26 protein-coding genes and 1 tRNA gene are annotated in these 23,667 nt (G+C 66.0%); 7 read left to right on the top strand and 20 right to left on the bottom strand.

Going from position 1 to position 23,667, the window contains the following annotated elements; all coding sequences use genetic code 11:
* Window positions 1-6 precede the first annotated feature (6 nt).
* Complete coding sequence (bagB, locus tag ACZ6BG_RS34705) at window positions 7-1,407, top strand: ATPase BagB (protein WP_469009088.1); 1,401 nt, start codon at window positions 7-9, stop codon at window positions 1,405-1,407.
* A gap of 304 nt (window positions 1,408-1,711) precedes the next feature.
* Here the strand turns inward: bagB and ACZ6BG_RS34700 are convergent, their stop codons facing one another.
* Entirely contained in the window at window positions 1,712-2,056 is a 345-nt protein-coding gene (locus tag ACZ6BG_RS34700; protein WP_170316297.1) for a WhiB family transcriptional regulator, read from the bottom strand.
* A gap of 462 nt (window positions 2,057-2,518) precedes the next feature.
* Between ACZ6BG_RS34700 and ACZ6BG_RS34695 the strand changes: the two genes are divergently transcribed.
* The gene (locus tag ACZ6BG_RS34695; protein ID WP_469009084.1) at window positions 2,519-4,765 is read left to right on the top strand and encodes a transglycosylase domain-containing protein; all 2,247 of its coding nucleotides are present in this window, start codon (window positions 2,519-2,521) and stop codon (window positions 4,763-4,765) included.
* A 161-nt stretch (window positions 4,766-4,926) separates the two neighbouring features.
* On the opposite strand, the gene ACZ6BG_RS34690 is transcribed toward ACZ6BG_RS34695, so the two are convergent.
* Window positions 4,927-5,394 carry a GatB/YqeY domain-containing protein gene (locus ACZ6BG_RS34690; protein ID WP_469009081.1) on the bottom strand — a complete coding sequence of 156 codons (468 nt, stop codon included), beginning with the start codon at window positions 5,392-5,394 and terminating at the stop codon, window positions 4,927-4,929.
* A 154-nt stretch (window positions 5,395-5,548) separates the two neighbouring features.
* Here ACZ6BG_RS34690 and ACZ6BG_RS34685 point away from each other — a divergent pair, with 154 nt between their 5' ends.
* On the top strand, window positions 5,549-6,484 hold the full coding sequence (locus ACZ6BG_RS34685; RefSeq protein WP_469009077.1) for a metallophosphoesterase: 936 nt from the start codon (window positions 5,549-5,551) through the stop codon (window positions 6,482-6,484).
* 111 nt (window positions 6,485-6,595) lie between these two features.
* A tRNA-Pro gene (locus ACZ6BG_RS34680) sits at window positions 6,596-6,669 on the top strand.
* 78 nt (window positions 6,670-6,747) lie between these two features.
* On the opposite strand, the gene ACZ6BG_RS34675 is transcribed toward ACZ6BG_RS34680, so the two are convergent.
* From ACZ6BG_RS34675 to ACZ6BG_RS34620, 12 genes are all read right to left on the bottom strand, one after another.
* On the bottom strand, window positions 6,748-7,914 hold the full coding sequence (locus tag ACZ6BG_RS34675) for a site-specific integrase (RefSeq protein WP_469009074.1): 1,167 nt from the start codon (window positions 7,912-7,914) through the stop codon (window positions 6,748-6,750).
* Entirely contained in the window at window positions 7,914-8,108 is a 195-nt protein-coding gene (locus ACZ6BG_RS34670; RefSeq protein ID WP_469009070.1) for a helix-turn-helix domain-containing protein, read from the bottom strand. Before ACZ6BG_RS34670 ends, ACZ6BG_RS34675 begins: the two co-directional genes overlap by 1 nt.
* Entirely contained in the window at window positions 8,105-9,484 is a 1,380-nt protein-coding gene (gene repSA, locus ACZ6BG_RS34665; RefSeq protein WP_469009067.1) for a replication initiator protein RepSA, read from the bottom strand. Before repSA ends, ACZ6BG_RS34670 begins: the two co-directional genes overlap by 4 nt.
* Entirely contained in the window at window positions 9,477-9,662 is a 186-nt protein-coding gene (locus ACZ6BG_RS34660) for a hypothetical protein (RefSeq protein WP_469009065.1), read from the bottom strand. The genes repSA and ACZ6BG_RS34660 overlap by 8 nt, the downstream gene beginning before the upstream one ends.
* Before the next feature lie 89 nt (window positions 9,663-9,751).
* Entirely contained in the window at window positions 9,752-10,063 is a 312-nt protein-coding gene (locus ACZ6BG_RS34655) for a SpdD-like protein (protein ID WP_469009062.1), read from the bottom strand.
* 23 nt (window positions 10,064-10,086) lie between these two features.
* Window positions 10,087-10,242: a hypothetical protein gene (locus tag ACZ6BG_RS34650; protein WP_135332310.1), complete on the bottom strand. Its 156-nt coding sequence runs from the start codon at window positions 10,240-10,242 to the stop codon at window positions 10,087-10,089.
* A 21-nt stretch (window positions 10,243-10,263) separates the two neighbouring features.
* Window positions 10,264-10,455 carry a mobile element transfer protein gene (locus ACZ6BG_RS34645; protein ID WP_469009056.1) on the bottom strand — a complete coding sequence of 64 codons (192 nt, stop codon included), beginning with the start codon at window positions 10,453-10,455 and terminating at the stop codon, window positions 10,264-10,266.
* Window positions 10,456-10,665: 210 nt separating this feature from the next.
* Window positions 10,666-11,319 carry a DUF2637 domain-containing protein gene (locus ACZ6BG_RS34640; RefSeq protein ID WP_469009052.1) on the bottom strand — a complete coding sequence of 218 codons (654 nt, stop codon included), beginning with the start codon at window positions 11,317-11,319 and terminating at the stop codon, window positions 10,666-10,668.
* The gene (locus ACZ6BG_RS34635) at window positions 11,319-11,531 is read right to left on the bottom strand and encodes a hypothetical protein (RefSeq protein ID WP_469009050.1); all 213 of its coding nucleotides are present in this window, start codon (window positions 11,529-11,531) and stop codon (window positions 11,319-11,321) included. The genes ACZ6BG_RS34640 and ACZ6BG_RS34635 overlap by 1 nt, the downstream gene beginning before the upstream one ends.
* An 80-nt stretch (window positions 11,532-11,611) precedes the next feature.
* On the bottom strand, window positions 11,612-12,970 hold the full coding sequence (locus tag ACZ6BG_RS34630; RefSeq protein WP_469009048.1) for an FtsK/SpoIIIE domain-containing protein: 1,359 nt from the start codon (window positions 12,968-12,970) through the stop codon (window positions 11,612-11,614).
* A gap of 2 nt (window positions 12,971-12,972) precedes the next feature.
* Entirely contained in the window at window positions 12,973-13,329 is a 357-nt protein-coding gene (locus ACZ6BG_RS34625) for an SCO3933 family regulatory protein (RefSeq protein ID WP_469009045.1), read from the bottom strand.
* A 139-nt stretch (window positions 13,330-13,468) separates the two neighbouring features.
* Window positions 13,469-14,251 (bottom strand): GntR family transcriptional regulator, encoded by a 783-nt coding sequence (locus tag ACZ6BG_RS34620; RefSeq protein WP_469009042.1) that lies wholly within the window; start codon window positions 14,249-14,251, stop codon window positions 13,469-13,471.
* 18 nt (window positions 14,252-14,269) lie between these two features.
* Between ACZ6BG_RS34620 and ACZ6BG_RS34615 the strand changes: the two genes are divergently transcribed.
* Window positions 14,270-14,737, top strand: coding sequence for an NUDIX hydrolase (locus tag ACZ6BG_RS34615; RefSeq protein WP_469009038.1), 468 nt, complete (start codon window positions 14,270-14,272; stop codon window positions 14,735-14,737).
* Between the two features lie 321 nt (window positions 14,738-15,058).
* On the opposite strand, the gene ACZ6BG_RS34610 is transcribed toward ACZ6BG_RS34615, so the two are convergent.
* The 6 genes from ACZ6BG_RS34610 to ACZ6BG_RS34585 all read right to left on the bottom strand — a co-directional run bounded on the left by ACZ6BG_RS34610 (window position 15,059) and on the right by ACZ6BG_RS34585 (window position 20,965).
* Window positions 15,059-17,116: an ATP-binding protein gene (locus ACZ6BG_RS34610; RefSeq protein ID WP_469009036.1), complete on the bottom strand. Its 2,058-nt coding sequence runs from the start codon at window positions 17,114-17,116 to the stop codon at window positions 15,059-15,061.
* A gap of 495 nt (window positions 17,117-17,611) precedes the next feature.
* Window positions 17,612-18,547 carry a hypothetical protein gene (locus ACZ6BG_RS34605; RefSeq protein WP_469009034.1) on the bottom strand — a complete coding sequence of 312 codons (936 nt, stop codon included), beginning with the start codon at window positions 18,545-18,547 and terminating at the stop codon, window positions 17,612-17,614.
* Window positions 18,548-19,097: 550 nt separating this feature from the next.
* Window positions 19,098-19,406 carry a hypothetical protein gene (locus ACZ6BG_RS34600; RefSeq protein ID WP_469009032.1) on the bottom strand — a complete coding sequence of 103 codons (309 nt, stop codon included), beginning with the start codon at window positions 19,404-19,406 and terminating at the stop codon, window positions 19,098-19,100.
* A complete protein-coding gene (locus tag ACZ6BG_RS34595; RefSeq protein WP_469009521.1) occupies window positions 19,403-20,134 on the bottom strand; it encodes a GntR family transcriptional regulator in 732 nt (243 codons plus the stop codon). Before ACZ6BG_RS34595 ends, ACZ6BG_RS34600 begins: the two co-directional genes overlap by 4 nt.
* An 8-nt stretch (window positions 20,135-20,142) precedes the next feature.
* A complete protein-coding gene (locus ACZ6BG_RS34590; protein ID WP_469009030.1) occupies window positions 20,143-20,367 on the bottom strand; it encodes a hypothetical protein in 225 nt (74 codons plus the stop codon).
* A 319-nt stretch (window positions 20,368-20,686) separates the two neighbouring features.
* Window positions 20,687-20,965, bottom strand: a complete 279-nt coding sequence (locus ACZ6BG_RS34585) for a hypothetical protein (protein ID WP_469009519.1) — start codon at window positions 20,963-20,965, stop codon at window positions 20,687-20,689.
* A 78-nt stretch (window positions 20,966-21,043) separates the two neighbouring features.
* Between ACZ6BG_RS34585 and ACZ6BG_RS34580 the strand changes: the two genes are divergently transcribed.
* Window positions 21,044-21,802 carry a GntR family transcriptional regulator gene (locus ACZ6BG_RS34580; RefSeq protein ID WP_469009028.1) on the top strand — a complete coding sequence of 253 codons (759 nt, stop codon included), beginning with the start codon at window positions 21,044-21,046 and terminating at the stop codon, window positions 21,800-21,802.
* A gap of 238 nt (window positions 21,803-22,040) precedes the next feature.
* Window positions 22,041-23,354: a hypothetical protein gene (locus ACZ6BG_RS34575; protein ID WP_469009025.1), complete on the top strand. Its 1,314-nt coding sequence runs from the start codon at window positions 22,041-22,043 to the stop codon at window positions 23,352-23,354.
* Window positions 23,355-23,667: the final 313 nt, after the last annotated feature.

Raw genomic sequence — 23,667 nt, 5'->3', positions numbered from 1 at the left:
AATCTCATGAGCCTCGACCCGGCATGTGACCCGCTCGACGTCGACGCCCTGCTCGACGACCCGAAGACCCGCATCGTGGTGTGCTGCGGCTCCGGCGGCGTCGGCAAGACGACCACCGCGGCCGCCCTCGGCCTACGCGCCGCCGAGCGGGGCCGCACGGTGGTGGTCCTGACGATCGACCCGGCGCGCAGGCTGGCGCAGTCCATGGGGATCGACTCGCTGGACAACGTGCCGCGGCGGGTGAAGGACGTCCAGGCACCAGAAGGTGCGTCGCGCGGCGATTCGGGCAAGGACGGTGGGGGGAGACGGGCGGGCGAACTGCACGCCATGATGCTCGACATGAAGCGCACCTTCGACGAGATCGTCGAGGCGCACGCGGACGCGGACCGGGCGAGGGCGATCCTCTCCAACCCCTTCTACCAGTCGCTCTCGGCGGGCTTCGCGGGCACGCAGGAGTACATGGCGATGGAGAAGCTGGGTCAGCTGCGCTCCCGCGACGAGTGGGACCTGATCGTGGTGGACACCCCGCCGTCACGCAGCGCCCTCGACTTCCTCGACGCCCCGAAGCGGCTGGGTTCGTTCCTCGACGGGAAGCTGATCCGGCTCCTGATGGCCCCGGCGAAGGTGGGCGGCCGGGCCGGGATGAAGTTCCTGAACGTCGGGATGTCGATGATGACGGGAGCCCTCGGCAAGCTGCTCGGGGGGCAGCTCCTGCGGGACGTGCAGACCTTCGTGGCCGCGATGGACACCATGTTCGGCGGCTTCCGCAAGCGGGCCGACGCGACGTACCGGCTGCTCCAGGCGCCGGGGACCGCGTTCCTCGTGGTGGCGTCGCCGGAACGGGACGCGCTGCGGGAGGCCGCGTACTTCGTGGAGCGGCTCGCGGCGGACGACATGCCGCTGGCGGGTCTGGTCCTGAACCGGGTGCACGGCAGCGGCGCCGCGGAGCTGTCGGCGGAGCGGGCGCTGGCCGCGGCGGAGAGCCTCGAGGAAGAGGCTGAAGAGGCCGCGGAGGGCTCCGGGGAGGGGGCCGGGGCCGCCGCCGAGGAAAATCTTGCGGCGGGCGGCATTGTGGATCAGGAGGACGGGAATGTTGGACTGCGTAACTCCTCAGAGTCCGAGGCTCCCAACTCCCCTGAGGCGAACAGCACTTCCCCTTCAACCAAGGACGACGACTCCGGCGCGTCCGTCGAGCAGCTGACCGCGGGCCTGCTGCGGCTGCACGCCGAGCGCATGCGGCTGCTCGCCCGCGAGCGGCACACCCGGGACCGCTTCACGGCGCTGCACCCGGAGGTGGCCGTGGCGGAGGTGGCCGCGCTGCCGGGCGATGTGCACGACCTCGACGGCCTGCGCGCGATCGGCGAGCGGCTCGCGTCGGCGGGCGCTGCCGCGGGCGACCCGGAGTGACGGCTCCGGGCGACGGGCCGCCAAGTTTCGCCGGGGCGGCCGGTGACCGGGCGTGACCGCCCGTCCAGACGTGCGCGCACAGCCGTCGTACCTCTGCCGCACAGGACTCCGTCCGTCCTGACGCGCCCTGACGAATCACCTGGCGTACAGCCCATACGTCAGGTGTCGCTCAGCCTTCGCGTCAGGCTGCCCGGCGGCCCCGGTGCCGCCTGTGAGCGGCGGCACTCCTGGGGGCCGGTGGTGGGCGGGTGCTGCGACGGGTGGTGCGGTGGTGCCTCGTGACGTGGTGCCACGTGACGGGGGCTCAGCCCACGGCCGCGTAGCTCTCGTAGGTCTCCTCGTCGTCCAAGTCCACGGGCAGCAGGCCCGTGCCACGCTCGTACTCGGAGCGTGCGGTCTCAAGGAGCCTGCGCCACGAGGTGACCGTGGGACGCCTGCGCAGCAGTGCGCGGCGCTCCCGCTCTGTCATGCCACCCCACACGCCGAACTCGACGCGATTGTCCAGCGCGTCGGCCAGGCACTCCGTGCGCACCGGGCAGCCGGTGCACACCGCCTTGGCCCTGTTCTGCGCTGCTCCTTGTACGAACAGTTCATCCGGATCGGTAGTGCGGCAGGCGGCCTGCGCACTCCAGTCGGTTACCCAGCCCATACCGGCGCCGTCCTCTCCCGAATCGAGGCTCCCCCACGGCGGCAGCGGCATATTCACCGCCGCCAGTTGAGGACGTTACGGAAGGTGGGCACAGCGCAACACCCCCTGCGGGCCCAATCTTGAATGGCCCGAACGGACTATGCGTAAGCGGCAGATCACCCGACGGAGTGAGCTGGCGACATGCGTGACCTACCCGGCAAATGCGGGCAGTTCAGCTGGGTCACAGCGGACGCGAGGAGACGGACGAGGCGGATTCGGACATCGATTCCGGCACCGGATCCCGAGGCCCACTGAAGATCCGCGTCCGGAGGCCCGCTGAAGATCCGCCGAGGATCCGCGACGACCGGCCGGATTCGGGAACGGCTCGGGGCTTGTTGCGCGACCACACTGCTGTGACAGTTGAGAGCAGCTTAGGCCAAGGCATATACGCGTGTCCGGCGAATCAGAACGTAGGCTGCCCCCATGGCAAACAAGCGATCGGGCGGTGGTCTCTCCCCCGCGCAGCAGGCCGCCAAGTTCCTGGGCGTGAGCGTGCTCGCGGGCGCGGTGCTCGCCGGGATCGCGCTGCCCGCGGCGGGCGTGATCGGCCTGGCGGCCAAGGGGTCGGTCGAGGGGTTCGACGAGATTCCGGCCAACTTGAAGCAGCCGCCGCTGAGCCAGCGCACCACGATCCTGGACTCGGCGGGCGGGGCCATCGCCACGGTGTACTCGCGCGACCGCACGGTGGTGCCGCTGAAGCGCATCTCGCCGTACATGCAGAAGGCGATCGTCGCGATCGAGGACTCCCGCTTCTACGAGCACGGCGCGGTGGACCTCAAGGGCATCCTGCGCGCGGTGAACCAGAACGCGCAGAGCGGCGGCGTCGCGCAGGGCGCCTCGACGCTCACGCAGCAGTACGTGAAGAACGTCTTCGTGGAGGAGGCCGGTGACGACCCGGACAAGGTCGCCGAGGCCACCCAGCAGACCCTCGGCCGCAAGATCCGCGAGCTGAAGTACGCGATCCAGGTCGAGGAGGAGCTCGGCAAGAAGCGGATCCTCAAGAACTACCTGAACATCACGTACTTCGGTCAGCAGGCGTACGGCGTCGAGGCCGCGTCCCAGCGGTACTTCTCCAAGCCCGCCAAGGACCTCAAGCTCCAGGAGGCGGCCCTCCTCGCCGGCATCGTGCAGTCGCCGAGCCGCTACGACCCGGTGAACGACGCGGCCGAGGCCAAGCAGCGCCGCAACGTCGTGCTCCAGCGCATGGCCGAGACGCACGACATCTCGCAGCGCGAGGCCGACGAGGCGAAGAAGACCAAGCTCGGCCTGGACGTCAGCCGCCCCAAGAACGGCTGCATCACGGCCGTGAAGGGCGCCGGGTTCTTCTGCAAGTACGTCGAGAAGACCTTCCTGAACGACCCGGTCTTCGGCAAGACCAAGGAGGCCCGCGCCAAACTGTGGAACCGCGGCGGCCTGCGCATCAGGACGACGCTCGACCCGCAGACCCAGACCTCGGTGCAGGCCTCGATAAAGAATCGCGTCTACCAGACCGACGACGTGGCGACCGCCGCCAGCATCGTCGAGCCCGGCACCGGCAAGATCCTCGGCATGGGCCAGTCCCGCCCGTACGGCTACCGCAAGAACGAGACGGAGATCAACCTCTCCGTGGACAACTCGATGGGCGGCGGCGCGGGCTACCAGCCCGGTTCGACGTTCAAGCCGATCGTGGCCGCGGCGGCCCTGGAGCGCGGCATGTCTCCGGGCAAGCGGTACGACTCGCCGTACGAGATGCCCTACCCCGAGCGGGTCTCCGCCTGCGACGGCAAGACCTGGCGGAACTTCGGCAACCAGAAGCTCACCAACGAGAACGAGTCCGAGGTCGGCCCCTACCGCATGCGGGAGGCGACCGCGAAGTCGGTCAACACCTACTTCGTGGAGATGATCGGCGACATCGGCATCTGCCCGGTGACGAAGATGGCCGCCAAGATGGGCGTCCAGCGCGCCAACGGCAAGCCGATGGACCAGGCGCCGTCGATCGCGCTCGGCACCCAGGAGGTGTCGCCGCTGACGATGGCCAGCGCTTACGCGACCTTCGCCGCGCGCGGCAAGTACTGCACCCCGATCGCCATCGAGTCGATCCGCACCCTCGGCGGGAAGTCACTGCCGGTGCCGAAGTCGACGTGCTCGCAGGCCATGTCGGAGCGGACCGCCGACACGATCAACACCCTCCTCAAGGGCGTGGTCGAGGACGGCACGGGCAAGCAGGCCGGCCTCGGCTCCCGCGACAGCGCGGGCAAGACCGGTACGACGGACTTCCGCTACGCCGCCTGGTTCGCGGGCTACACCCCGAACATGTCCGGCGCCGTCTGGGTCGGCGACCCGGCCCACGACCGCCGCATGGTCAACATCACCATCGGCGGCCGCCCCTACGGCAAGGTCTTCGGCGGCGAGGTCCCCGGCCCGATCTGGCGCGACGCCATGAGCGGCGCCCTGGAGGGCAAGCCCGACCCCGACTTCGAGACGGTGCGCCTGCCCGGCGACAAGGACCGCGACCGGGACCGGGACCACGGAGACGGTGACGGCGACGACGGGAAGCCGGGCAATGGCGGGGGAAACGGTGGCCACAACGGTGGCGGCGGGGGCGACGACGACGATGACGACAGCCCGTGGCCGGACCTGCCCGGGGTCATCGGTGGTGGGGACGGGGGGCCCGGGGGCTGGCGGGACTAGGTCCGGCCGGTCCGGCCGGGGGCCCCGGGGCTTCTGAGTACGGTGCCCACGGGCGTCTGCATACGTTGATGGGGTGCCGCCCAAGTCGAACTTCCCGACTTGGGCGGCACCCCATCAACGTACAAAGCGGCACCCCATCAACGGACACACGGGGCTGAGGCTCAGCCGCCGGCCAGGAGCTTCTTGACCGCGGCGGCGACGCGGCCGCCCTCCGCGCGCCCGGCGACCTTCGGGTTCACGATCTTCATGACCTGGCCCATGGCACGCGGCCCCTCGGCGCCCGCGCCCTTCGCCTCGGCGACGGCCGCGGCGACGATCTGCTCCAGCTCGTCGTCGGAGAGCTGCTGGGGCAGGTACGCGGCGAGCACCTCGCCCTCCGCCTTCTCGCGCTCGGCCTGCTCGGTGCGGCCGCCCTGCGCGAAGGCCTCGGCGGCCTCGCGGCGCTTCTTCGCCTCGCGGGTGATCACCTTCTGCACCTCGTCGTCGGACAGCTCACGGGCGGACGTGCCCGCGACCTCCTCCTTGGAGATGGCGGTGAGCGTCAGCCGGAGCGTCGAGGAGCGCAGCTCATCGCGCTCCCTGATCGCCGCGGTGAGGTCTTCCTTCAGCTTCGCCTTCAGCGTGGTCATGGGGGCAATTGTGGCAGGTGGGCGAGGGGCGACGCCCCGCGTTTTCCGGGCGCGGGGGCCTGGTCGGGACTTGGCTGGGGTCGGGGCGGCCCCCCTCTTCCCCATCCGGGGGCTCCCCCTCCGCCCGATGTGGCGCGTCTGACACGATGGTCGTATGCGCGCGCGATACGCAGTACCTCTGGGAATCACGGCGACGGCCGCGGCCGGAATCGCCTACTCCGTGGGCATCGAGGCCCGCTTCTTCCGGCTGAGGCGGGTGACGGTCCCGGTGCTCCCCACCGGAATGCGCCCCTTGCGCGTGCTACAGGTCTCCGACATCCACATGGTGTCCGGTCAGCGCAAGAAGCAGCGTTGGCTGCGCTCGCTCGCGGGCCTGCGCCCGGACTTCGTGATCAACACGGGCGACAACCTGTCGGACCCGGAGGGCGTGCCGGAGGTCCTGGACTCGCTGGGCCCGCTGATGTCCTTCCCCGGGGCGTACGTCTTCGGCTCGAACGACTACTACGGCCCGACGCTGCGCAACCCCGCGCGCTACTTGCTCGAGAAGGCGCAGGGCCGCCACGGCCTGAACGGCAACAAGCCCGTGGTGGGGGCGGTCCACAACCCGTGGGAGGACCTGCGCGACGGCTTCGACGCGGCGGGCTGGGTGAACCTCACGAACACCCGCGGCGCGCTGAAGATCGACGGTTACGAGATCGCGCTGACGGGTCTGGACGACCCGCACATCAAGAGGGACCGGTACGCGCACGTGGCGGGCGGCCCGGTGGCCGACGCGGACTTCTCCATGGGCATCGTGCACGCCCCGTACCTGCGCGCCCTCGACGCCTTCACGGCCGACGGCTACCCCCTGGTCCTCGCGGGCCACACCCACGGCGGCCAGCTCTGCATCCCCTTCTACGGGGCGCTGGTCACCAACTGCGACCTGGACACGGACCGGGTGAAGGGCCTGTCGACGCACGAGGCCGAGGGTCACACCTCCTACCTGCACGTCTCCGCGGGCTGCGGCACCAGCCGCTACACCCCCCTCCGCTTCGCGTGCCCCCCGGAGGCCACCCTCCTGACTCTCACGGAACGCTCCCCCCACGCCTGAGCCCCACCCGCGCCCCACCCCGCAAAACCGGATTTCGTCTCCGGCCGCCGGTCCGCTAAAGTAATCGATGTCGCCGCGACCTGCCCAGCAGGACCGCAGGAACAACGACATCGGGGTGTGGCGCAGCTTGGCAGCGCGCTTCGTTCGGGACGAAGAGGTCGTGGGTTCAAATCCCGCCACCCCGACAGCTGAAACACCAGGTGGACCAGACCGTAACGTTACGGTCTGGTCCACCTGTTTTCTTTGCGTGTCTATCTGCGTGACTATCGCTCCGGAGCGCGCTTGAAGATGCCGTCCATGACCACGGCGCCGGTCTGGATCACGGGCCGGATCTGCTTGCGGTAGACCTCCTCGGTCACGGCAGTCCCAGAATGGCCAACGAGCCGGGAGATCTCTTCCAGGGGTACGCCACTGTCGGAGAGCAGCGAGACGAAGCTGTGCCGGAGCTCCCGAGGCGTCCACTCGGCGGCGTCAATCCCCTCAGCGTCCTTGAGGGCCACCCGGAAGGCACGGCGGACGTTGGTCGCATCCAGCGGCTTACCGATAGCCGAGGAGAAGACGAGCCCGTTCTCCTCCCAGTCGTCACCGGCAGCGAGGCGCTCCCATCCCTGATCTTCGAACTGCGCCCACAGCACTTCCACGCAGCGCGCAGGCAGGGCGAGCGTGCGCCGGGACTTCCGTGTCTTGGTGTCCCCGCCGCGTCGAACCGACCGCCACACAGCGATATGCGGAGGCTGCGGCGGATTGGCGTCCGGCCTGCCCTTAAGGAACACGTGGTCCCAGGTAAGCGCCCGCAGCTCCTCGGTACGGGCCCCTGTCAGCAGGGCGACGACGATGTACGCGTACATCGAGGTCCCCTCGGCGGCCTTGAGCACGGCCTCCGCCTGGGCCAGGGTGAGCGCCTCGGACGGGCGCCCCGGTCGGCCGGCCGGAACGGCACACAGCTCGACGACGTTGCGCTTCACCTTGTCCCGCGCCATGGCCCGCTTGACCGAGCGGTTGAGGCAGGAGTGCAGGCCTTGCAGGGTGCGCGTGCTGAGCGTGCGAGCCTTCACCGCCAGCCAGCGGTCAACGTCCTCCGCGCTGAGATCACGAAGCTTTCGCGCTCCCAGGCTCGGGATCACATGGGTCCGGCTCAGTCCGGTGACGGTCTCGACCGTGCCCTCGTCCCGTCCCGCCAGGCCGTACGTGAGCCAGTCATTCACCGCGTCCGCCACGGTGTAGTTGGTCGGCGCGATGGCGAGCCCATCTTCGTGATCGCGCAGGACTTCCTTGAGCTTGTTCTTCGCCTCGGTCTTGGTCCTGCCACTCCCCCGCTTGACGATCCTCTTGCCGCTCGGATCGAAACCGAGGTTGGCGGTGGCGATCCAACGCTGCCGCTTCTCATCCCAGTGCAGACCACCGTCGCCACGGCTACGGCGTAGGGACATCAGGCAGCCTCCGCCATCTGCTCACGTATGAAGTGCTGCACAGCCTCAGCCGGGATTCGGCGGGCACGGCCGATGGTGAACGACGGCAGCCGGTGAGTACGGATGAGGTCGTAGACCTTGGAGCGGCCGAGCTTGAGCCGCTCCATGACTTCCGGCACGGTCAGCAGGTCGGCGGGAGTGGGGGCGGGAGTCATGCTGCGGCTCCTTCCAGGGCGAGTAGGTCTTGCCGGGCTTCACGGGCGGTCTCGCGGCTGAGCTGGAGATCTCGGGCGATCGTCGCGGCGAGGGTGGCCTCCCCGGGTGTATGGCCGTGGCCCGCGTACTGGAAGTCGGAGAGGACGAGGACCGTGTCCGGCTCGCGGTCGTCCAGGCCGAGGGCATCGCGTTCCTGGGCGGCGCGGAAGTCGGCACGAGCCTGGCGGAGTTCGCCGAGGGTGGTGGAGTAGTGGCGGGACTTGGAGGAGAAGTGGCCGCGGAAGCCGAGCATGTGAGCCCAGGCCCAGAGGCGGCGGTCCGGGTAGAGCGGATCGAGGAGCTTGCAGGCTTCGATCAGGCGGCGGGTGTGGGCGGGGACGTGGTGGTGGTCGAGGTCGGCGAGTGCGCCGATCCGGCGGTCGAGGGTGCCGGTGTTCTCTGCCGCCTTGGTCGCGTACTTGGCGACGTACGAGGCCACGGCTTGTTCGGTGATGTCGGAGCCGTCGCCGAAGGCCTTGACCGGGCGCACGTCGAGTTGGGTGCCCCAGCGGAATGTACGGGCTGGTTGGTCGTCGGCGGCCGGGACTGAAGCCGAGGTGTACGGGTGCGTGGCGGCGGCGTGGATGGCGTCGGTCAGGAGGTCGACGCTCGCCCAGGACGGGGGCGGGGTGTCGGGGCCGTCCGGTCCGTCGAGGCGGATGATGGCGTGGAAGTGCAGGGCGCCGCGCTTCTGGAATTCGGCAACCTTGCCGTACGAGAGGTGGGCGGATGCCTTGAGCGCGCGTTGGGTGAGTCCGGCGCGGGCGGCGATCTCTCGGCGTAGGCGGGTCGTGAATCTCATCCACAGGTCGCCTGCGTGGTTGTTGAAGAGGACGGCGGCGGCGTAGTCGTACGTGGTCGGGTCGAGGGCCGTGCCGAGTGCCGGATCGTCGGTGGGGTGGCGGGTGCCGCAGCGGCAGGTGCCGCGGTCGGGTCGGTTGTGGACCGGGCCGAAGGACGGGGCGGTGAGCGTGGCGAAGACGCGCGGGTGGTCGCGGACCGTGGAGGGGACGTCGCGGCGGTCGTCTCCCGCCAGGCCTGCGCGGATCAGGTGGTAGGTGTCCCCGGCGTACGTCCAGGCGCAGGAGGGGCAGCGGGAGGCGCGGCGGTTGCCGCAGGCGAGGCGGAGGCGTCCGCCGGGCTCGTGCTGGGTGGAGTAGTGGTGGAGGGTCTCGCCGGTCGTCTTGTCCTTGGTGAGGGACCAGCCGGTGAGGTGGATCGGGTCGGAGCAGCCACCAGTACGGCGTACCTGGTCCTGCCAGCGGTCGAAGTCGGAGGCCGAGGCCACCCGCAGCAGGTCACCGAGGGTGGCCGGGTCGAGATGCGTGTCAGACACGGGCGCCCTCCCGCGTGAGCGAGCGGCGGGCGGTGGCGATGCCGTGGCAGTCCAAGCAGTGGGCGGTGAAGATGCGGAGGTTGCCGTTCCGGTCGCGGCCACCGAGGGTAACGGCGACAGAGGCGAAGCCGTCGCAAGACGGGCAGATACGGGACGGCGGGCGGATGCGCTCGGTCATGATGGAGCTTCCTTCCGGATCTCTGGTTCGGAGAGGGGCACGGCTCCCGGGCGGCGGAGACTTGGCGGTTGAGGCCGCCCGGGGGCCGGTCAGCGCCGCTTGTGCTCAGCGGTGACGAGGGAGCGGATCACCAGGGCGCAGATGGCGAGCGAGGCGCCGGTGATGGCGACCGCGAGGAGCATGGAGACCAGGACGGCGCCGACGACCAGGACGACGGCGGTCCCGCTGCCGACGAGGGCGACGACCGTGCCGGGCGTGAGCTGGACCGTGGGGCGGGCGGGAGCAGCCGGGGTGACGGGTGCCGGTGTGTGGGGCTGCTGGACGACGGTGGCCGGGACAGTGGCGAGCGGGGTGACGATGCCGGTCGGGGCCGGGTTGGTCGGGACCTTGGGGCGGAACATGGTGGATCTCCCTTCGCGGGCGGTTACTTGACGGTGGAGTCGATGGCGGGGGCGAGCAGGCTGTCTGCGAGGAGGTAGCCGCAGAGCAGGAGCACGATCACCAGCCACCAGGGCGGGTGGATGAGCTTGAGGCCGAGGTAGCCGACGACGATCAGGGCGAGCCAGAGCGGGACATCCATGGCGGTGATCTCCTCAGCGGGTCAGCGGACCTTGCAGCGGTGGGTGCGGGCGGCGAGCTGGGCGGCCGACTGGCTGGCGTAGTCGGAGGACCAGCCGCAGCGGTCGGCGGTGCACACGGCGGCGTGCTTGGTCCGGCCGTGGCGGTCGCGGTGGGTGCCGATCTGGACGGGGCCGATCTGCATCACGGAGTGGAAGTGGTCGCGTGAGGGCATGTCGATCAGTCCTTCCGAGTGGGGGCCGGTAACTGGGCTCGGATGCTGCGTGCGGTTGCCGGGTCGGGGCGCGCTGCGCGGCTTCCTCGGCGAGGAGGTGGGCCAGGTAGAGGCGTCCGGCCGCGTGCATCTCCCGTGCGCCATCGAGGTAGTCGGCGCTCGTCAGGTCGGCCGGGTTGCTGGTCATCCGAGGACTCCTTCCGGTTCTGCTCAGGGGAGTTGGGCGGCGATGGCTTCGGCGAGCTGGGGTGGGACGCCGAGGCGGGCCCGGAGGGTGTCGGTGTCGATGCAGCAGCCGGTGCGGGCCTGGTGGTCGTCCGCGACCTTGCGGGCGTGGTCGACGAGGGCCGCCGGGACCGGGGGTGCTGGTTCGGAGGTGGGAAGCGCGGGGGTTTTCTCGGCCGCGGGGACTTGCGCAGGTTCCGGCTCCGAGACGGCCGAGGGTGCGGAAGCGGGGGCTGCGGGTGCCGGCCGGTCCGGCTCCGGCGTGGTCTCGGGTGCATGGGCGGTGTGGGCCAGGAGCGTGCCGCCGAGGAAGGCGAGGGCGGGCCACCCAGCGACGCCGAACCGAAGCCAGGCCGGGGGGTGTTGCAGGTCGAGAAACCCGGCGGTGGCGACGTTGGCACCGAGAGAGGCCACCAGCGCGATCAGGAACCAGCACCAGGCGAGCCGGGACGGTCCGTCGCTGCGAAGCCGCCGCCAGGCCGCGACGAGAAGCAGGTCGACGCTGATCGGGTAGGCCCACGCTTTCCAGCCGTCTTGCCCGGCAGCGGCAGCGAGGTCGTGCAGGTGGGCGAAGGAGAGGGCGCCAGCGATGAAGGCCTGCACGAGGACGGCGTCCGGTCGGATCGCGGGCCGGGCCACTACGAGCCCTCGCCGGGGCAGTCCGGGTAATCCGGCCCGTCGGTCGGGTCGTACTCGGGCGGCAGCGGCGGGACGACACGACGGGGCAGCGAAGCAACGACAGCCGCGCCTGTGACGGCCACGAACTCCTCGTCTGCGTCGGGCAGGTCGGCGTACAGGGCCAGGGCGCCGAGCAGCTGGACCGTGCGGTTGAAGTCCTCGTAGGCGTCCACTGGTTCACCTCCGGATTTGGGCATGGGCGGGGTAGGGACGTGGCGCGGATGCGGTCGCGCCGACCGTGGTGCGGGAGTGGTCAGGCCGTGGCGGTGGCGGCCTTGGAGAGCGGCGCGTGGGCCGAGGGCAGCGGGCCAGCGACAGGCCGGAAGGGTGCCAGTTCGGGCAGGTCCGGGGTGCGGTCGGCGTGCCGGTTGCAGATGTTCACGGCTTCGCGCAGCGAGGTGTGCGGGGCACGGATGCGGGCCCAGCCGCCGGTCGAGTCGCCGGTGACGGCGATGCCGGGTGTCTCGGTGGGGATCTGGATGGCGGCGAGGACGGCGTCCGGGGCGATGTCGCCGAAGGCCATGTTGGCGCTGGATTCGTCGTTCACGCGGTGGGCGGTACGGCCGGTGAGCTGGGCACGGAGCATCGTGATGCCCTTGCCGAGCTCGGAGCCGAAGCGCTGGCCGCAGATCTCCAGGTAGATCCCGGCGGCGCGGCCGAGCTGAGCGAGACGCACCAGGTCGGTGATGATCCGGTCGCGCCGCTTCTCCTCGTCCTTGCTCGCGTAGAGGGCGAGTTCAGCGACCTCGTCGACCAGGACAACGACGGGTACGGGCCGCAGGTCTTCGCGCAGGTCCCAGATGTCGGCGGCGATCTCCGCATCGGGTACACCGACGCTGATGCGCTGCTCGGCAGGTATGAGCTCGTAGACGGTCTCCATGTGGGAGACGAGCGCGTCGAGGAGTTCGAGGGCGGTGTCCGGGTTGTCGGCGAGGGCGGAGAAGCGCCGGGCGAGCGGGAAGAGTTCGACGCCTTGCTTGCAGTCGATGCCGACGAGGGCGACGTCCTGCGCGGCCAGCCCGGCAACGAGGTTGCGCTGATAGACGGACTTGCCCGACTCGGTGGCGCCGAGTGTGAGCCCGTGCGGCACGGCCCGGTAGTCGCGGTAGTGCACGGCGCCGTCCTCGCGCAGGGCGACGGGAATGCGCATCGGGCGACTGCCGGTCTTGGCAGGCATCTGCACCCGCTGGAGTACGTCGTAGCCGGTCATCCGCAACTCGACAATGCTGGAGCGCAGTTCGCGGGAGGTGACGCCGTACATCCCGAAGGAGTGGCGAAGCCCGTCGGTGGCGGCCGAGACGTCGAACGCGTCCTGCCCCGGGCGGAGCTTGAGGCGCAGGACAAGACCGGTGCGGGTGGGCCGCAGCCGCAGAATGCGCGGAGCTCGCGGCTCAGGCACCGGGCGGTTGGCCATCCGGGCGAGGGAGAGGCGCCAGCGCGACGGCGGGACGGTGAGCCCGCAGGCCTCCATGACCGAGGCGTATCGGACCAGGACCCGTAACGCGGCGAACGTGACGCCGAAGCTCACCCAGTACCAGGCGGGGCGCCGCCACCGCAGGATCACTGCGGAGGCGACGACCAGCAGAAGCAGCGTGACCATGAGGCCGGTCATGATCAGGCCGCCTTGGGCTTCGTGGCACCACCGGCGAGCGAGGTGACCGCGACGGCGCGGAAGGCGATGCCGTGCCGCTTCTGTCCGTTGAACTCGCTCTCCCACGGGCGGGCGATCAAGCCGGTGAGCGCGACCGGGGTGCCCATGGCCAGCTCGTCGGAGATACCGGGCTGAGGGACGGTGACGGACAGGATCTCGACCGCGTCGTTGGCCGCGAACATCACGTCCACGGTCATCAACTGGGCTCCGGTCTCCAGGTCTTGAGCAAGCTCACCGGTACGACGGTCCTTGACCTTGGGCTGCGGGGCCTTGGCGACCATCACGGTGGCGGTGGAGGTGTCGACGGGGATCTGACGCACAACGGATCACTCCTCTAGACATGCTGGACTCCATCACTCATGTATAGGAGTGACATGAAGAAGAGTGCATCACTCCTGTACATGAGTCAACCCGCCGCGAAAAAGAAGTCACGGCGGGCTGTGGGGAGTTGAGGGCGCGTCAGTCGGCGGCGGGGATCCGGTACTCGAATACGAACTGGTCAGCGGCCATGAGGGTGTCGCAGACCTCGACCACACGGCCCTCGGTCGTCCGGGCCTCACGGATGAGATGGACCACCGGAGCTCCGGGGCTGAGGGCAAGCTCGGTTGCCTCCGCCTTGGAGGCCGGGCGGGCTTGCAGCGTCTCGACGAACTCGGCGAACTCGTGTCCGTGGTCTTCGAGTCGGGCGTAGATGCCACCGCGGCCGGGGTTCTCGGCGAACAGCTCGGGGATGTCCTTCACGACGTCCCACGGCAGATACGAGGACGCGGTCTCGACAGGAGTGCCGTTACGGAAGTAGAGGCGACGCCGGGCAAGAACCTGAGTGCCGGCCTCGACGCCCAACCGCTCGGCGGAATCCGCAGGGGCCTCCATGGGCCCGATGTACAGAACGCTGACCTTGGCGGTGGCGCCGGACTGCTCAGACTCCGCGAGGTAGGCGGCCTTGCCGCCCTCCTGCCGAAGCGAACGCCGGAAGCGATCCGAGGACCGATGCCGTACCGGCGGCCGATCCTTCACGATCGAGCCCTTGCCGTGCCGAGTCTCGACGAGCCCACTGGCCCGGACCTCGACCATGGCCTTGCGAATCGTCCCGCCGGCCACGCCGTAGCGCTCCACGAGCTCCGACTCACTCGGCACCATGTCACCAGGCTTGAGGACTCCCGCCCGGATCTGCCGAACGATGTCGTCAGCAATCTGTACGTACCGAGGCCCGGCCCGCTCCTCTCCTACCGCAGTTCCCATAGTCCTTCTCTTCCTCCTATGCTCCTGTACATGAGTAACAGCGCCCAGGAAGGCCAGTCAACGCCACTGCACTCCGTGTCGGTAGCCGGGGTAGTGGTCCGCGATGACGGCCGACTTCTGGCAATCCGCCGCGCGGACAACGGCACTTGGGAACTCCCTGGCGGTGTGCTCGAACTCGACGAGACCCCCGAAGAGGGTGTGCGGCGCGAAGTCCTGGAAGAGACGGGCATCCACATCGAGGTGGACGAGCTCACCGGGGTCTACAAGAACACGACCCGGGGCATCGTGGCGCTGGTCTTCCGCTGCAAGCCGGTCGGCGGCACCGAGCGCACGTCCAGCGAATCCACCGCGGTCGACTGGCTCACGCCGGAAGAGGTCGCCGAGTGGATGTCCGAGGTCTACGCGATCCGGCTCCTGGACGCCCTCGACGGGGCAGGCCCTCACGTACGAAGCCACGACGGCAAGCGCCTGACGCCGACGCGATAGAACTTTCCCTACTTCATCAAGGCCCGCGCACAGCGCGGGCGCGCGCCGCCTCGACGGCGCGGCCTGCCTCCTGTCTCCGCCCCGGCTGGCCGCGCCAGGCGGCGCGCTCGCGAGCTGCGGGCATGAAGTGGGAGACACCCTCTGTGGCTGGGGCGGTCGGCTCCACGGCTTTAGGCAGCCACTTTGGGGCGAGCCTCTAAGATCATGGCCCCAACGTCGTGCTTTAACGGGCAGGTCCACAGACTGCCCGACTCGCGATGAGCTTACGGGGCCATGATCACTCCCCCCAAAGCAGCTCCAGCCCAAAGCCGCTCCGCCGACCTAAGTCAGCAGGCGATCTGCAATATTCAAGATTGAATAGTCGTAGCCATCCAACCAATCTTCAATTACTCCGGGTTGTTCACTCAGTGTCAGGATGATCTGCGTATTCTGCCCACTGACAGTGAGCTCTGAGCAGGAACGCAAGAAATCCCTCATCGCCCGAGGCTCGACGTCGTATACACGGGGGCCGTCCAGCAGCAGGAGGCCAGGATGACAGCCACCCATGCTCATACTGACCTGCACCAGGCTCAGCAAATAGGCCCAACGCAATTTCAGTCCATCACTAGCTGACCCCTGAAAACCGAGATCGCTTTCTCCGTGCGCTGGCCGCATTCCCTGTGGATCAATCGTGATCTCATTCGGAGCGAATACTACGAACCCGAATTCTGACAGGAACTCTCTTAGGTAGCGCTGCCAGCCGTCCAGCTTACTGGCGTCCCCATCCGAGAATACCTCCTCCCCAAGAGCATCGAGTTCCTCCTTCACCCGACGGGACCTGCCCTGCACATCCAGGAGATCACTTATGAATACTTGCGCGTTATCCCGGAGGCGGATTAGCTCACGGTATCTGGACTCTGCAGAAATCTTTTCCTGAAGTCTTGCGATCGATACATCCGGTGACTCAGCCTCCAGATCCGCGTGGACCGCTCGAATGCGTGCCCGGAGCTCGCTAGCTTCCTGCTCGAGAGCGCCACGTGCTGACTCATTTGCCCGCGAGCTACGCTGAGCGTCATCGATCACATTGGAGATGGTCTGCAACTGCTGATCAACGAGAGCTGCACTCTCACCTGTTGTAAGTACTGGAGCACCGCTCAGGCTCTCAGTACCGTCGAGAGATTGCTGGCATGTCGGGCAGTCATGGTGGGCGATGGCGTGTGCAGAGAAGTCAGCCCCCAGGCTTTCCAATGCCCGAATATCTTTGTACCGCCTCTGTTCCTGCTCGAGCAATCGGCGTCTCTTTTCTAGAATACCCTGCTGCATGTCCATCATGTTCGCGGAATCATCAAATGCCTGCAACTCTAGCGTGATGAGACGCAGCTTTTCTCGGGCATCCATTAGAGCAGAATTTAGAGATGCCGCTTCTGGCTCACTGAACCGGGTCCGCTGGGTAACATCCAATTCCCGGATAACGGACTGCAGATTCTCAAGAACTTGCTCGAGACTCACCCAATAGTCCTGATGGAAAATCGTCAGAACCGTACCGGCATCTACCTCTCCATCCGTAGCACCGAAAAGAGCGTTCCTGTAGAAAGTCGCAGAACCAAACTCGCTCGTACCTACTACCCGCGCATTCGATACGTGTGCCGCCGCATCCAAGGCCCCACGAAGCGCCGCATACTCAGCCCGTAGGGCAGAAAGTCCCTGCTGTAGCTCAGCACGACGCCGAGCCCGTTCCATTACGTCGAGATGCAGGTAGAACTCGATAGACCGCCTCAACGGTTCTCTAATCTGGTATTGCGTGGGCATCTTGGGAACGATTCCAGCCCATCCTTGCTTCTGTTCCACGAAGAATAGAGCAGCCAGCACTTGAAGATACAGCGGCACATCTTTTCCACCGTAAGTGGGGACTACTGGTAGCTCCCACCCGAGGAAACGAGCCAAGAAATTGTGGAATCCCCTTTCATTTTGAGCCGTCCCACCTCTACCCACGTAGTAGTACTTAGACTGGATTTCCTCAGTATCGGACCCAGTTAGTAGCGCGCCATCCCAAACGGTAATGAGATCTGACTTGATTCCTTCTGGCGGAACCGGGTAGCGACGCACGGTGATAGTGTGATGCCCATTGGAGATTTCAAGATCGATCCAAGATTGCTGCACCGGCCGCTCAGCGCCATCAACACGAACACTTCGGGTAAGAGCAGTAGTCAGGATTCCTTGCTTACCGGGTTTGAGTGTTCCCTCAAGCCCCAGCGCATACATCATCGAATTTAGCAGCAGGGTCTTACCTGAACTATTCTTGGCACGGATTACCGTCAGGCCATCATTGAAGCGGGCCTTGAAACGAACAGTCCCACCTGGCGTCACTGAATTGATCGAAACAGCCGAGATGCGCAGCAAGGCTGCCCCCTTAACGAATTAGTGCCAAAGCGCGCTTAAGCTTGGCCGTCGAGATAGGCAACAGGCGAGCCAGAAATGACTTCTCTTCCGAGAAAATAGCCGGATTCCTCTCCAACGCCTCGGCGAATCTTTTTCCCTCTCCCAGTAGTGCTACGCGCCCTTTCTGGGAAATCGAAACCAGCCCTTCGGCTCGCGCCAAGCGAACTGTCAGATCAAGCGACGGTTCCAGGTTGAAGGATCCGACCCCTGCAACAAATTCCCCACCCCACCAAGCCAAAAATCGTGCTCTAGTTGTGGGAGTCCTAAGAGCATGGGTTACTACGCTGAGGTCATCAACATCGGCAGTTGCACCACGGAATTGGCTCAGTACTAGCACTAGAGCACTCAATCGCCACGTCGTATCACTCGTCGGCGGAACAGGCCGTGGCCTGTTCCTGAAAATGACGGGTTGCCCGTTGATTTCTTCATTCACTGCTCCTGAAGCAGAAGGCATTTTCAACCCGCCTCTTCAAAGTCTAGAGGGCATTGCTGCAGCCAGTCAGTAACTGCCATCAATGCAATGCTTTCGGCGTTACTCTTCGCGATACCGGGAACTACCTGTTCTACGCGGGACCGGACGTCATCGACTACCGCTCCCAGAACTTTGTGTGGCTGATCTCCTGGCCCAGAGGCAAGAAGCAATCCTCTTTCGACGCTCGCAATACAGTCAACAATCTGTTGGTGCACTTCGGGAATCGATTCCAAATACCGGTCGAGTAGTCCTTCGCCAGCTAGATGACTACCCAAAAGACTAGCCCGATAAGTAGCACGCTTCTCAGCGTTGCACAATTGCGGGATGCGCGACAGCTTTTCATCCATAGTGGAAATAAGTGGGCTCTGAATCTGTCGAAAGTCGATTCCGTCGGGCGTTATCTTTGGGACTGTGGCAGGAACTCTCACCGGAGCCGGGAGAACGGGGCCGCGGTTGAAAATCTCCGCTGCCTCCCGGTAGTCCGCAAGTTCGTGCACATCTACCATGAAGTCATCTGTTGCGTACGGCAAATTGGCTTGCCGTACTAGCGCCGCCTTTTCACTGCAGTGCTGCACGGTTTTGTGCGACTCGTGTCGTGGCGTAAAAAGAATCCATGACCTGATTTTTACACTGTCGAAAAGTCTCGCGAGCTCAGTCTCGTTCTTGATGAACTTCTTAATATCTGCAGTAATCTTGTCGCGGTGATTATTGTATAGTGCACGCGGATTAAGATCCGGGTTCTCTGGGCAATAGCACTGATATACGATGCCACTTCTCGTGAAGCACTCGATTCCAAGATCTCCACGATCTTGGTCCGGTACCTTGATCACGTTATCTGCGCCATGCTGCTGCCGGAGCAGCCGAATAGCCCACTCTTGCCATGAGTCTGGATCCCAGATCCAACCGGATGCCCCTGTCACACACCAGATCATAAGGATCTGCGGCGCACTGCGTAATGCCTTCGCTACGTTGTGGTGCTTCAGGGATCGATGTGGCCAGGTCAGGCGCAGGCAAAGACTCAGCTGAGTGCGAGGCCCTGGCGCCGGTCGGCGGCGCACGGCAGCCGAAACGAACAGCGGTGCGGTCAGCTCTTCTCCGGGAGGGTGCCCAGCTGACGGCTCTGTGGGCTGGTCGAACGAGGCCCTCTGACGAAGCTCGACGGAGAACTCAGCTCGGGCCCTTTGGGCACTTAGCGCCACGGTTGACCCACAAGGCACTACGCACCTCCGCTCGCGTTTTCGGCTGGAACTGCACGGTACGGCCTAGGCCGTGGACACGTTTGAGCCTGTGGATAACTCGGGCGTGTCAGCACCAGAGGTGCAGTTAGTCCGGCGGCCCTTGAAGCGCGACCCGTTGCTGGCCGGGCATAGCGAAGGGGTGCCGTTGCGTCGAAGGAGTAGTGCCAGTCGCCACACTGCACGGGTCACTACGAGGAGGAGGGCTCTCCGACGCGATGGATGTGCCACACGGTCATGCCCCTCGTAGTGGTGTCGCGGTCACCGTCAAAAGGTGACCGCGGCTGACCGCTACGCGAAGCGCCCACCTCAAGGCTTCCGTCAGGTCCGTCGCCAGATGGCGCAGCGCCTCTAGCTCCACATCCTCGTCACCTAGTACTTCCATGGCCTGCTCTAGGAGCTCGGCAGCCATCCCGAGCTGTACCGCCTCGATGTTGTCCGCCAAGCGGGACATGTGGCCATCGCTGTCGTCGGTGCTGAGATAGCAAGGGTTGCCCTCCGGCCCCGTCCACGGGAGGAGCCGCAGCTCGTTTCGGGTTGTCATCGTTCCGTCCATCCCTCGTGAGTCACGTGGTTGGTGGTGAAGACCGCGTCGGCGCGGTCCCCAGGGAGCACCAGGAGCGCGGCCTCGACCACGCGGCCGGTGGTCTCGGCTGTCACGCGTGTGATCGCGAGAACCGCCAGGGCGGAGCTGATTCGAAGGGTCGAGGCTTCGTCTGGTGTCGGGAGGCGGGCGCTGACTGTCTCTCGGACGTCAGCCGATGTCGGGCGCAGTGCTGCGAATCTCGCCGCTGCACTCTCGTATGGGCACGGCTCGTTGAGCACAGCGGCCGGCGCCAGGTCGCGCGGGACGTAGATGCGGGCCAGGCTGTGCGGCGACTTAGCCTCGTAGCTGACGCAGTGGAATTCCGTCAGGGGGCTACCGGTCGACACCTGCAATAGAGCTGTCAGATGACCCTGTGCCCGGATCTTTGTGGTGCGGACCGTGATGCGCAGAGTTGTGTCAGGGGTGGTCCGCGGGGCCTGAGTGCCCCAGCCGCCGACGTAGGTGATTCTGCGGAGGGAGCGACGGACGAAGTTCCCCTTGCCGTGGATCTTCTCGACTAGGCCCTCTCCTTGGAGCACTGCCAGCGCGCCCCGCAACGTTGCTGTGCTGACCTCGTATTGGGCAGCTAGTTGGGTCTCGGAGGGGAGGCGTTCGCCGGGTTTGAGTCGACCGGTCGTGATCTGCTTGCGGAGGTCGTTGGCGATGCCGTGACGACGAGAAGGCATGGGCTTGATCACCGCCTTCTCGTCAGCCGAAGCGCGACGAGTCGGGTTCGCGGGTGCATGGTCAGCAGCTCGCCCGACTCGAATACGAGTTGCTTGCAGCCCTGGGGCAATTGGAGAAGGTCTGTCACTCGGCAGGGCTGGCCGCCGACTTGGATGATGTCGCCGCGCTGGACGCTGGCTGCGGTGATCTCGACCGGGGAGACCAGAGCTCCGCCGGGGGCCCATCCCCTCATCGCAGTGCCTCCACGGGTGTCGGCTGGTTGGCCATCGCGTGGCAGGGGCGACCGCAGGTCTCGTAGACCACGGGAACGTCAACGGGTGCTGTGGCGGGGGAGGACTCCGCGCATGCCTCGTGCGTACCGATCCGGCACGCTCTCGACCGGTAGGAAACGGCCTCCGTCTGCGTGATGCGGGGGTGCTGGCTGGGTGGCATCAGCAGGCACCTGCCGGGGTGCGCCAGGGGCGAAGTACGGCAGTCGGGTGCTGCCGTGCACGCTCCCCACAGACAGGTGAGAGGGCACGTTCGATGCGGATGGACACGCTGCTCAGCTCCTATCGCTGATGGCTCGGTCCGCCGACATCGCCCGTCGTTGGGACCGTCTTGCGTACGACCGCCCAGAGGGTGCGGTCGTTCAAGCTGGTGGCGAGAAGTCCGAATCGGTCGGCCTCCGCCACCGCTTCCAGTGCCTCCCGCCATGACTCGGCGGAGAGGGGCTCCGGTACCTCCGCTTCGATTGACGTGTCTCGGGCGTGCTCCTCCACGCGTGTGGTGAGCCCGAGGGCCGATAACCGAGCTGCGATGGCCTCCGCGCTCACTTCTGAAGCAGGCACAGGGCAGCCTCCGTCACCGGCGATCACTTTGAGTTAAGCTAGTTAACCAGATTAGAGCTAGTGGACTAGATTTTCCATATGCCTGAGCAGCCGCCTTATCTCCGCATCGCCGACGTACTGCGGCGGCGGGTCGCGGAGCACGAGTGGACGCCCGGAGACCGGCTCCCGTCCCGAGCCCAGATCGCCCAGGAGTGCGGCGTGGGCGAGAACGTGGTGCGTCGGGCCCAGGAGCTTCTGATCTCTCAGGGCGTGTTGGAGGGACGTGCCGGTTCTGGCACCTACGTCGCTGAAGCGCGGAAGCGTGTGCGCGTTGTCCGTTCGGCGGCGCGTGAGCAGCCCCAAAGCTCCCCGTTCCGCGCGGACATGAAGGCCGTGGGCAGGCAAGGGGATTGGGAGAGCCGTACTGACGCCAAAGTCCCGGCGCCGGCCGAGGTCGCCGCGCGACTCGGGATTGCCGAGGGTGAGCTGTGCGTCCGTACCGCCTACGAGTTCCTCGCCGACGGCAAGCCGGTTCAGTTGTCGACGAGTTGGGAGCCGTACGAACTCACCGGCGGCACACTCGTCGTCCTCCCTGAGGGAGGCCCGCACGCCGGGGCGGGAGTCGTGAACCGCATGACCGAGATCGGCATCACCGTCAGCCACGCCGTGGAGCAGCCAGAGCCGCGGCAGGCAACCGCCGAGGAGGCGTCGCTCCTGGGCATCCAGAAGGCGGCACTGGTCACTCACATCCGCCGGACGTACTACAGCGACGAGGGGCAGCCCGTGGAAACGGCGGACATCGTGGTGCCCGCTGCTCTCTGCGAGATCGTCTACGAGATTCCGATCAGCAGCCGCTAGCACCAGACGCGCCCCATCGCGTCCAGGCGTTCGTACAGTGGCGCGCTCCACCTGGACGCTACGAACCCCGCCCGCTCCACAGACGGGGTCGACGGCGCACGGGATGGGAGCTGGGGTAGGTGATGGGCTGAGGTAGTTGCGCTCAAGACGAAGCTCAAACTGTCCTCAAATTCACATAGTTCCCCGCGCCGCTCCATGATAATTGCGCTCCCAATCATGGAGCTCTCGGGAAGGGCCAATGGTATTGCTGCACGAATTATTTGCGTCCATTGAGGCCGATGTGACGCAACCTTGGTTTGCCGTTCCTCTGAAGGTCGCTGTCGTTGCCGTCATACTGCTCGGCGTGCTCACAGTTGCCCGGCTCCTGGCCATCAAATTCTGGGTGGAAGTGAGCGTGCGCGCCGAGCGGCGTATTTGGTATTCAGACGTCCTGAAATTTGCCAGCAAGATCGGTGTTCGCGTAGGGGATCCTGGCTGGCGAAGTAAGCTGCCGCGCTCGTGGGCCAATCTGGAGCGAAGAAACCCAATGTGGCTCCTTCGCTATTCGATGGCGCGCCGCCTTGTCAGGCAGATATCTGCAAAGAAGCTCGAAAGGATGACAAAGAGGAGGAACACTGTAGAGCAGTTGTCGCAAATACCGAGGAGGGTCGTCAAGTTCGCCTCGCGGCGATCTTTGGTTGTCCTCACGTCGGGCGCAGTGGTGTATCAGCATGAGCGCCCGGGGATGACGAGGGCAGATCTTCATACAATTGCAGGTAAAATCCCCCTGATCGCAGACCAGAGGACATGGGTGCCGATCCTGGTTCTGGCTGTCGGAGTATTTGCATTCACTCGAAGCGGAAATCTGATCGACAGGATCAGAGCAAGGGACGAGGCGGCAAAGGATGTGAACCGCTTGCTTGCCGAGCTCCTTGCCAAGCTCTCCGAATTGGACTTCGCACTGCAGCAGGTACACGAGAACATCCATTCTTATCGTTCTGCGTACCTTGACGTCGCCTCCGGAACGGCGGAGCCGGCGCGCGCGTGGTCTCCAGGATTCGGGTTTGAAAGGGATCGCTACGGGCTCGGGGTAAGCCTCTACGGCAGGAAATCATTGGAAATCCTCCTTAAGGCGCCAGAATTCCAGAGACTGCAGTGCGCCCTGGACGCAGTCGCTGAACATTTGACAGAGATACGGGATAAAGGGATATCTTCGGTAGCTCTCAGAATCCTTTCTCCCGTCTGGGAGGAGCTTTACGGCTGCAGGCTCCAGTCACACCTATACCACTCCACAAGTCACCACACCGTAGGCATCAAAAATTCGATGCTCGGATTGGGGTGGATGCAGGGACGCCTCGAAACGAAGGAACGCCAATTTGGACGCCTCGCGAAGGATGAGCGCGATGACGGTGAGCTTGATTCGAGGCTCGTCGAGGAGTCGTACCACCTGGATGAGCTGATTCTGCAGAGCAGGTTGGCCCACTGTCAGTTGCAGAAGATCGAAAAATTCCTGCTCAAGCGTCTGCACGGCACATCGCTAACGAAACTGGTCAGTGCTGTTGGGCATAAGTAACTCAAAGGCCCGGTGCTCATTCGTCGGTAGGGCCATCGATGAGCTCACGCGCGACGTCGACGTGACGCGTCAGTCCACTTCCTCGAAGGTCAGGCGCCCAACTCCCCCTAGATCACCTGAGCGTCCCAAGGTCAGGGCCAGCGCCCCTCAGTAAGGAAGAACCAGCCCGCGAAGGCCACTTGCAGGAGTCAGATGTACAAGTAGGGCAGGGAGCGCTACTACTGAGCCTGAACTCGTGGTGTCGTAGCTGCTGACAAGTCTTGATCGTCGCGGTATGCCGTTGTCATGAGGTACGCGCAGGGCGGCGGTCTGA

It is taken from the genome of Streptomyces sp. NPDC041205 (assembly GCF_055591765.1).
Note: the sequence above shows the minus strand (reverse complement) of the source record. Positions and strands in the feature narration are given on the sequence as shown.